10 protein-coding genes are annotated in these 7,619 nt (G+C 66.1%); all 10 read right to left on the bottom strand.

Annotated elements, in window-relative coordinates:
- Positions 1–604: 1-deoxy-D-xylulose-5-phosphate synthase N-terminal domain-containing protein (locus tag ML01_RS17725; protein WP_254045295.1), on the bottom strand; the 604-nt coding region annotated here is incomplete at its 3' end.
- Between the two features lie 150 nt (positions 605–754).
- On the bottom strand, positions 755–1,639 hold the full coding sequence (locus ML01_RS17720; protein ID WP_058556731.1) for a class I SAM-dependent methyltransferase: 885 nt from the start codon (positions 1,637–1,639) through the stop codon (positions 755–757).
- A gap of 34 nt (positions 1,640–1,673) precedes the next feature.
- Positions 1,674–2,990: a cytochrome P450 gene (locus tag ML01_RS17715; protein WP_058556730.1), complete on the bottom strand. Its 1,317-nt coding sequence runs from the start codon at positions 2,988–2,990 to the stop codon at positions 1,674–1,676.
- Positions 2,991–3,462: 472 nt separating this feature from the next.
- Positions 3,463–3,597 carry a light-harvesting antenna LH1, alpha subunit gene (gene pufA / locus ML01_RS27530; RefSeq protein WP_082674386.1) on the bottom strand — a complete coding sequence of 45 codons (135 nt, stop codon included), beginning with the start codon at positions 3,595–3,597 and terminating at the stop codon, positions 3,463–3,465.
- A gap of 93 nt (positions 3,598–3,690) precedes the next feature.
- Entirely contained in the window at positions 3,691–3,834 is a 144-nt protein-coding gene (gene pufB, locus ML01_RS17710) for a light-harvesting antenna LH1, beta subunit (RefSeq protein WP_058556729.1), read from the bottom strand.
- 166 nt (positions 3,835–4,000) lie between these two features.
- Entirely contained in the window at positions 4,001–4,192 is a 192-nt protein-coding gene (gene pufA / locus ML01_RS17705) for a light-harvesting antenna LH1, alpha subunit (protein ID WP_058556728.1), read from the bottom strand.
- Positions 4,193–4,266: 74 nt separating this feature from the next.
- Positions 4,267–4,410 carry a light-harvesting antenna LH1, beta subunit gene (pufB, locus tag ML01_RS17700; protein ID WP_058556727.1) on the bottom strand — a complete coding sequence of 48 codons (144 nt, stop codon included), beginning with the start codon at positions 4,408–4,410 and terminating at the stop codon, positions 4,267–4,269.
- Positions 4,411–4,525: 115 nt separating this feature from the next.
- The gene (gene pufC / locus ML01_RS17695; RefSeq protein WP_058556726.1) at positions 4,526–5,755 is read right to left on the bottom strand and encodes a photosynthetic reaction center cytochrome PufC; all 1,230 of its coding nucleotides are present in this window, start codon (positions 5,753–5,755) and stop codon (positions 4,526–4,528) included.
- Positions 5,752–6,726, bottom strand: coding sequence for a photosynthetic reaction center subunit M (gene pufM / locus ML01_RS17690; RefSeq protein WP_058556725.1), 975 nt, complete (start codon positions 6,724–6,726; stop codon positions 5,752–5,754). Before pufM ends, pufC begins: the two co-directional genes overlap by 4 nt.
- A gap of 12 nt (positions 6,727–6,738) precedes the next feature.
- Positions 6,739–7,563 carry a photosynthetic reaction center subunit L gene (gene pufL, locus ML01_RS17685; RefSeq protein WP_058556724.1) on the bottom strand — a complete coding sequence of 275 codons (825 nt, stop codon included), beginning with the start codon at positions 7,561–7,563 and terminating at the stop codon, positions 6,739–6,741.
- Between the last annotated feature and the right edge of the window lie 56 nt (positions 7,564–7,619).

The following is a 7,619-nucleotide window of genomic DNA, read 5'->3' as shown; positions in this document are numbered from 1 at the left end:
CCAGGTGGCTGCTGATGGCGCCGACCGGGGGGCTGATGGACATCTCGTTGTCGTTGAGAATCACCAGCAGGTTGGGGTCGAGCGGGCCGCCGTGGTTCAGCGCCTCGAAGGCCATGCCGGCACTGAGCGCGCCGTCGCCGATGACGGCGACGACCTGGCGGCTCTCGCCCTTGGCCCGGGCGGCGATGGCCATGCCGAGGGCGGCGCTGATGCTGGTGCTGGAGTGGCCGACGCCGAAGCTGTCGTAGACGCTTTCGCTGCGCTTGGGGAAGCCGGACAGGCCGCCCTTCTGGCGCATGCCGTCCATGCGCGCGCGCCGCCCGGTGAGGATCTTGTGCGGGTAGGCCTGGTGGCCGACGTCCCACACCAGACGATCCTCGGGGGTGTCGAAGACGTAGTGCAGCGCAATGGTGAGCTCGACCACGCCCAAGCCGGCGGCGAGGTGCCCGCCGGTGCGCGAGACGCTGTCGATGAGATACGCCCGCAGCTCCGCGGCCAGTTGCTTGAGTCCGGCCGGCTCCAGCCGACGCAGGTCGGCAGGGGTGTCGATGGTGGCCAGCAGGGGGTGGGATTCCGGTGTGGGCGCAGGCGTCGATTCGGTCATTTGCGTCGTGACCCCAAGGGTGAGCTTGAACTTGTAAAGCCTAGAGCAAGCCGCATCGCTGCGGCATGACCAAACTTGTCCCTCGTCAAGCAAAGCCGTGAAGTCAATGCAGCCGCGAGCCGGCCGTCGTCCATTCCCGGTCGCTCCAGCTCAGGTCGGCAACACCTCCAGTTGCACAACGGTCGCTAATGGCCTGCCGGCCGCGACCACAGCGGGCAGGATGCAGCGTTTGCGGTTGCCGAGCGGGATGCGCGCGAGCAGATCCCAGACGCGGCGGTGGCGCAGCCGTGGCGCAAGACGCGCGTAGTCGCGGGTGTTTGCAAGGCCAAAGCGAAAGCGCACCCGCATGCGGCGGAAGCCGTCCCCCAATCGGGCGAAGGCGAGCAGGGCCGGGTGATAGCCGTCCACCAGCACATCGGCGCCGCGCGGCGCCAGTGCGCTGAGCGCGCTCAGCGCCTGGACCACCTGGTCAGGCGACAGATAGGGCAGGACGCCCTCCAGCACGAACACTGGCCGCCCGGTGGCGAGCCGGGCGGCCACGTCATCAAGGTGATCCGGCAGCACCGCCGGCACATGGATCACGCCCGGCACCGGCGGCAGCAGCCGATCCCGCAGGGCCATCACCTCCGGCAGATCCGCGCAAATCCAATCCGCCAAACCGCTGCCGAGTCGCTGCGGCAGGGTGTCGAGGCCGCAGGCGAGCACCACGACCATGCGCTTCGGGCCATGGGCCGCAGACCGCTCAGGCGCAAGCAGGGCGGACAGCGCCTCCTGCAGCGCCGCGGAGCGCGCGATGCAGAGCCGCATCGTGAAGCGGTCGCGGCCGACGTCAGCCACCGTAAGCCGCAGCGTTTCCGCCAGCGCCCGCGCAAAGGGGTCGTCATAGCCGAGGCGCGGCATCAGCGTCGCCGCGTGCGCGCGGGCATAGAGCGGGATCAGCAAGGTCCGGCTGACACCCTGGAGCCCTAAGTCCGACGCCAGCGTGGGCGCCGGGTCGGGAGTACCGGACTCGCGGTTCGCCGAGGAATCCGCCATAGCGCCCGTCCGTGCCGTTTCGGCTGGGTTGCGCTCAGCGCGCGGTGGCCAGAACGCGCAGCGGGCGCGCGGGTACGAGCATGCCGGCGAAGCGCGGTGGCACAGGGTCGGCATCGGGCGCCGCCAAGCGCAGCGTGAACGCCCGGGCGATGGCGGCGATCAGCAACACACCCTCCAGCAAGGCGAAGCGCCGTCCGATGCAACTGCGGGAACCACCGCCGAAGCCAAGATGGCCCCCCTGCATCATTGCGTTCACATTGAAGCCTGTATAGCGCGACGCGTCGAACCGCTCCGGATCCGACCAGTACTCGGCACCACGGTGCAAGGCGGGCAAGCAGAGCAGCAGTTGGTCGCCCCGGCGAATGCGATAACCGCCGAGCCGGTGCGGCGCCATGGCCTCCCGCAGCAGGATCGGCGGCTGCGGGTAGAGCCGGAGCGCTTCCAGAAACGCACCCCGGGCCAACGGCAGTTTGTCTATCTCGTCGATCTCGCTGGGCAGCTCCGCCCCGTCGCTCTCCTGTTGCAGCTGCGTTTGCAGCGCGGGATCCTGCGCGACGTGATACAGCGCCCACGCCAATGCGATCGCAAGCGACTGGTGCCCCGCGATGAGCATGGTCATGAGCTCATCGCGCATCTCGCCGTCGCTGAAGTGCTCCCCGTCCCGCCGACGCTGTACCAGCCACTGTCCGAGCAGATCCGCGGGCTCTTCGTGGTCTGCGAGCGTTTGGCTGCGGGTCGCAATGATGTCATCGAGGATGGCGTTTGCCTCGGCGATGCGCCGGCGAAAAACCCAGTTGGCGGGGGTTGGCCAAGCGAGCGGAGGCGCCACGAGTGCGCTGCCTCGGCGCACCAGTTCGTCGAGCAGGCTATGGATGACCTCGCTGACGCGTGCAAAGCGGGCGTCCGCGCGAATGCCGAAGATGCTGTCCAACAGACACGCGAGCGTACTTGCCGACAGCTCACCGAGCAGATCCAGCGGCTGGGCTGGATCCCGGCGACGCCAGCGCGCAATGGTATCCGCCACCGCCTGGCGCATGGCCGGCACGTAGCGCGGCAGGGCACCGGCAGCGAGCGCCGGGTTCGTGAGGCGGCGGTGGCGCTTCCACACCTCGCCGTCGTTGATGAGCAAACCCTCGCCGGTGACGGCGCCGAGTCTGCGCATCAGGCGTCCCTTGCGGTAGGCCTTGGCCTTGTCGAGGAGTACCTCGCGCATCAGCGCGGGATCGCTCACCTGAATCAGCCGATAGCCCGCAACATCGAGACGCACCACCGGACCCGCCAACGCGGCGGACTCGAACAAGCGCAGTAGATCGCGGTCGAGTAACGGCGGCAGCGCGCGCCAGATCGGCAACGTCGGCGGACGTCGGCCGGGTGGCTCGGCCCCGAGTGGGGCGACGCCAGGGCTCGCGGCGTTGATGGCTGATTCTGAAATGCTGAGACGCGACTGCATTAACCGACCTGACTCAAATGGACCATGCCCCATGACGCATCGTCGCAGATTACCCCGGCAGTCGAACCCGGGCACTCGGTTCGGTGCGTCTGCGCGCGAGCCTATCCGTGGAGCAGCACCCCGGCGCCCCTGCAGGTGCGTGCAAGGTACGTGAGTCCGAGATGGGGCTGCGGCGCGGGGCCACAGCGGCAGCGGCGGGAACGTGGGGGCCGGCCCCAAGCGCCGCGTGGTCTCTCTCCCAGCGCTCAGAGCATTGCTCACGGCTTTGCCGGAGAGTCACCGCCGCGGCACCAAGGTCACGCGGCGGTGAACGCCGATCAAGCCATACGCTGAGTCGGATCGGCCTCAGCCGATCCGCTTCAACGCGAACGGCTTACATGCCGCCGAGCCAGTTGAAGTCGGCGCTGCTCAACAGGATGAAGTGGATCAGCAGGGCCAGGATCAGCAGGAAGCCGAACAGGGCGACCAGGGTCCGGCGGGGGTCGAAGATCTGCCAGATCTTATGCATGTGTCATCTCCTAGAGAAAGGGGCGGGAACGCGCAGCACCATGCTGCAGATCCCACGTGCGGTTGAGGTACGGAGAAACCCTGAGGCGTAGACCTACAGCCAAGGGCGCCAGAACCAGGCCAGCAGGTGCGCGAAGGCGGCCACGCCCACGAAGCCAGACATGCTCTGGACAAAGATGCCGTGGAACTCCTGTGCCTCTTCTTCGCTCAAGCCGGACAAGCTTTTCTCTTCAGCCATGGAAGTTACCTCCAGTTTGCTCGATCGGCCGTGTCGGCCGATGCCGCGTCAGTCCCCCGCGGCAGGGGTTGCCCAAGGGGCGTTCCGGCATGACGCCGGGCTCGACAGTGCGACGCCGACGGTCGCGCCTCGCGGTGTCCCGCTGCCGGCGCGTCCGTCTCGCCCGTCAGTTGATGGTTCGGGCCGGCGGCATGGCCGACATGTTGGACGCTGGAGCCTGCGCTTTGGTGGCGCTGACCCAACTATAGCCCGGCGACATCAACAGGATGAAGTGGATCACCAGCGCCAGCACGAAAAGAAAGCTGAACAGGGCCATCAGTGCCCGGCGCGGGTCGAACCATTGCCAGATTCGATGCATGGAATTCCTCCGCTGAGAACTTCAGAATCGGCGGGCGTTATGCCCGCCGCCAATGGGCTGCGCGGCGAGCCGCCTTACAGCCAGGGACGCCAGAGCCAGGCCAGGAGGTGCGCGAAGGTCGCAACACCGATGAACCCGGTCATGCTCTGCGTGAAAATGCCGTGGAACTCCTGGGCCTCTTCTTCGGTCAGCCCGCTCAAGCTTTTTTCATCAGCCATGGTTGTTGCCTCAGTTCGTCGGGTTGGTGGCCGGCGGCTAAGCCGACGACCGGTGTGGACCGGGTGTTCCTTCACCCGTGAGGTCCGGGTCATTGCCGATAAGCTGCCCGCCGTCCTAGCGCGGGACCGGTGCCGGCGGGAACTGCAGCGGCGCCGGCGGGTACTGCATCATGCTCGGCGGCGGGTAGTACAGTTGCGCGCCGGACGGCTCGGTCGGAGCTGCGGGTGGTGCATCGTCCGCCGGAGCCGCCTCGGCCGGTGCCTCGGCATCGACCTCGGCCGGCGCCGCGGCGGCCTGCTGCTCCGGCGCGGGCTCCGCCGCCTCGGTCGCTTCCGGCGCGGTCAGCGGCTCCGCCAAGGCCGGGTAGTCCTTGAGCATCTGCGCGCCGTACAGCGGCTTATAGGCTCCCTGGTGGCAGGTGGCGCAGTAGATCTTGTAGGGGTCGCCGAGCGGACCCTTACGCGATTCCGGCAGCACCTCGCCCAAGGGCGTGACGTACTCGTTATTCATCTCCCGCACGTGCCGGATCGCATACCAGGCAGTGGTACGCTGCGGCGTGCTCTGATCCCAGGAGTAGAATGAACGGCTGTTATGGCAGTAGGTGCAATTGACGCCGAGCGCGGACGACATGTGCATCATGAGCCCGTAGGTCCACTCCGCCTGCTTGATGGAGCTGCGGTTGCCCTGCGGCAACACCGTCTGGCCGATCACGCGAACGTCGTTGTCCTGCAACAGGAACGGCGTGAACGGGTCATACGGCAGCGACGCATAAGCCACCGACTTCGCCGCGATGTTCTGACCGGTCGGCGCGATCATCGAGGGCTGGCCGGGACCTGGGTCCGTGACCCAGACGTACTCCGGAACGGGCTTGCCGCGGTGGCAGGTGTAGCAGGTGACGCCGGTGTCCGCGACATGGTCCTTCCAGTTCGCGTTCGTATCCTGCGTCATCTGGATCATGCGGCGCGAGACGACCTTGGTGTAAATGCCGTCGTACTCGAAGCCCTCGTTCACGTGGCAGTAGTAGCAGCCCTCGACCGGCGACACCCAGTTCGTGAGCGCGACCATGAGCCGGTTGAACTCCGCCACGTCCAGCTCGCCGAGCACCTGGACGTTCTTGTAAACGTCCTTTGCCTTCACGCCGCTCGCCATCGCGGCCGGAATCGCCTCCGGCGGCACGTTCGCATCCAGCGACTTTTGCAGCCTGTCGGTGTTGTAGACGGTCTGCATGCCGAGACCGCGATAGCCGTTCTGCACCACCTCGGGGGGTGGCGCCTCGCAGCCGGTGATCAGCGCCGCGGCGCCGACGGCTGCGAGAACCAGCGATTTGCCAATCAGGGTCTTCATTGCGACACCCCCTGCAACAGACTCGGATCCTGGATCGTGAGCTCGGACGGATAGGGCGCCACAATGCCGTGCTTGATGCCCCACAGGTACCAATTCTCGACCACGGTGCCCGTGAGCAGGATGCCGATGCCTGCGGTGATCACCACCAGCACCGCGAACCACCAGGCCCAGCGATGGATGGATTCCATCGATGCGTTGAAGCCCATGGTCCAGCGCCACAACAGCATGGCCCGCTCCGACGCGGTGCCGCGGTCGGTGATCTGGTCGATCTCACGGTCGCCGCCGTAGCGGGATACGGCCACGATGGTGCCGCCATGCATGGCGAACAACACCGCAGCGCCGTACAGGAACGCGATGGACAGCGCATGGAACGGGTTGTAATAGAAGTTGCCGTAGCGGATCGAGATCGCCGCGGTCCAGTCCAGATGCGGGAAGATCCCGAACGGAACCGCCTCACCCCAGCTACCCATCAGAACCGGCCGAATGAAGCCGAGCGTCAGGTAAAAGAAGATCGCCGCCGCAAAGGCCCACGCCACGTGCGTGCCGGTGCCGAGCGCGATCGCACGCTGGTAGGTACGGATCCACCACAACAAGATGGATGCGGTAAGGAAGAAGCCGGCCATCAGCCACCAGCCACCGTCGCCGAGCGGCGGAATGCTGAGCCCATACGCGGGCGGCGGCGGCTCCAGCGCGAGCCAGAAGAAGTTCTTCACGAACTCGATCGGGCTCCAGTTCACGGACGCCAGCATATTGAAGCCGATGATCTCGATGGCGATGAAGCCGCAGAGGATCGACGCTACCCCGGCGAAGCCGAGGTAAATGGGTCCGATCTGCGCGTCGCCGATCTTGCCCAGCCAATAATTGAATACCGGCTTGCCGAGACGCGGCAGTTCACCCTTGGGCAGCGCGACACCGGGATAGCCCGGCTCGCGGATCTGGACCTTGTTGAAAATGTTTTGATATTCGGCCATGTCGTTGTCCTCTTATGACCAGAACGGCAGCTGCAGCCACCAGTTCCACCACTCAGGCCAACCTTTGGTCCAGAACGGGCCGCTCAGCACGATGCAGACGGCGCTCCAGAAGGCAGCATTGATGGCGAGGAACAGGCCCAGGCGATGAATCGCCAGCGCGCCGATGGAATAGCCGACGAGATCACGGAAGAAGGTATTCTCGTGCTCCGCCGTCTTGACCGGCTCGCCTTCCTGCGGATTCACCATCGACAGGATCAGAGAACCGTGCAGCGCCAGGGCCAGCGCGTTCGTGAAGAAGAACGTGATCGCCAGCATGTGGGCCGGGTTGTAATGGAAGTGCAGGTACTGGTAGCCGACGTTCGACACCCAGTCCAGGTGGCTGAAGATGCCGTACGGGAAGCCGTGGCCCCAGGCACCCATGAGCACCGGGCGGATGACCACCAGCGTGACATAGGCAAGGATCGCGAAGGCGAAGGCGAAGGGCACGTGCAGCCCGATGCCCAGCTTGCGCGAGATCTCGACCTGGCGCAGCGCCCAGGACACGAATGCACCGATCGCGCAGATCGTGATGATCTGCCACAGACCGCCCTCGGTGAGCGGCGCCATCATGAGCCCATAGCTCAGATCCGGCGGCGCAATGTTGATGCGCCAGATGTTCTGGGTCGGTCCGATGACCGCTCCCCAGATGATCAGCAGCGTGCCCAGGGTAGCGAAGAAGACCGACGTGACCCCGAAGAAGCCGACATAGAACGGCCCCACCCAGAAGTCGAACAGGTCCCCTCCCACCAAGGTACCGCCGCGGACGCGGTATTTCTTCTCAAAACTCAGCATGGCCATTAGAAAATCCTCTGCATGGGTGCCGCGGGGAGGTGGCACCCGCGTCGCGAGCTCTA

Source organism: Thiohalocapsa sp. ML1 (assembly GCF_001469165.1).
Taxonomy (GTDB): domain Bacteria; phylum Pseudomonadota; class Gammaproteobacteria; order Chromatiales; family Chromatiaceae; genus Thiohalocapsa.
The sequence above is the reverse complement of the archived record's forward strand: the minus strand, read 5'-3'. Positions and strand labels throughout refer to the sequence as shown.

Coding starts and splice junctions, on each gene's coding strand:
- ML01_RS17720 (WP_058556731.1), bottom strand. CDS start 1,639: ATGGCGGATTCCTCGGCGAACCGCGAGTCCGGTACTCCCGACCCGGCG.
- pufA (WP_082674386.1), bottom strand. CDS start 3,597: ATGCATAAGATCTGGCAGATCTTCGACCCCCGCCGGACCCTGGTCGCC.
- pufB (WP_058556729.1), bottom strand. CDS start 3,834: ATGGCTGAAGAGAAAAGCTTGTCCGGCTTGAGCGAAGAAGAGGCACAG.
- pufA (WP_058556728.1), bottom strand. CDS start 4,192: ATGCATCGAATCTGGCAATGGTTCGACCCGCGCCGGGCACTGATGGCC.
- pufB (WP_058556727.1), bottom strand. CDS start 4,410: ATGGCTGATGAAAAAAGCTTGAGCGGGCTGACCGAAGAAGAGGCCCAG.
- pufC (WP_058556726.1), bottom strand. CDS start 5,755: ATGAAGACCCTGATTGGCAAATCGCTGGTTCTCGCAGCCGTCGGCGCC.
- pufM (WP_058556725.1), bottom strand. CDS start 6,726: ATGGCCGAATATCAAAACATTTTCAACAAGGTCCAGATCCGCGAGCCG.
- pufL (WP_058556724.1), bottom strand. CDS start 7,563: ATGGCCATGCTGAGTTTTGAGAAGAAATACCGCGTCCGCGGCGGTACC.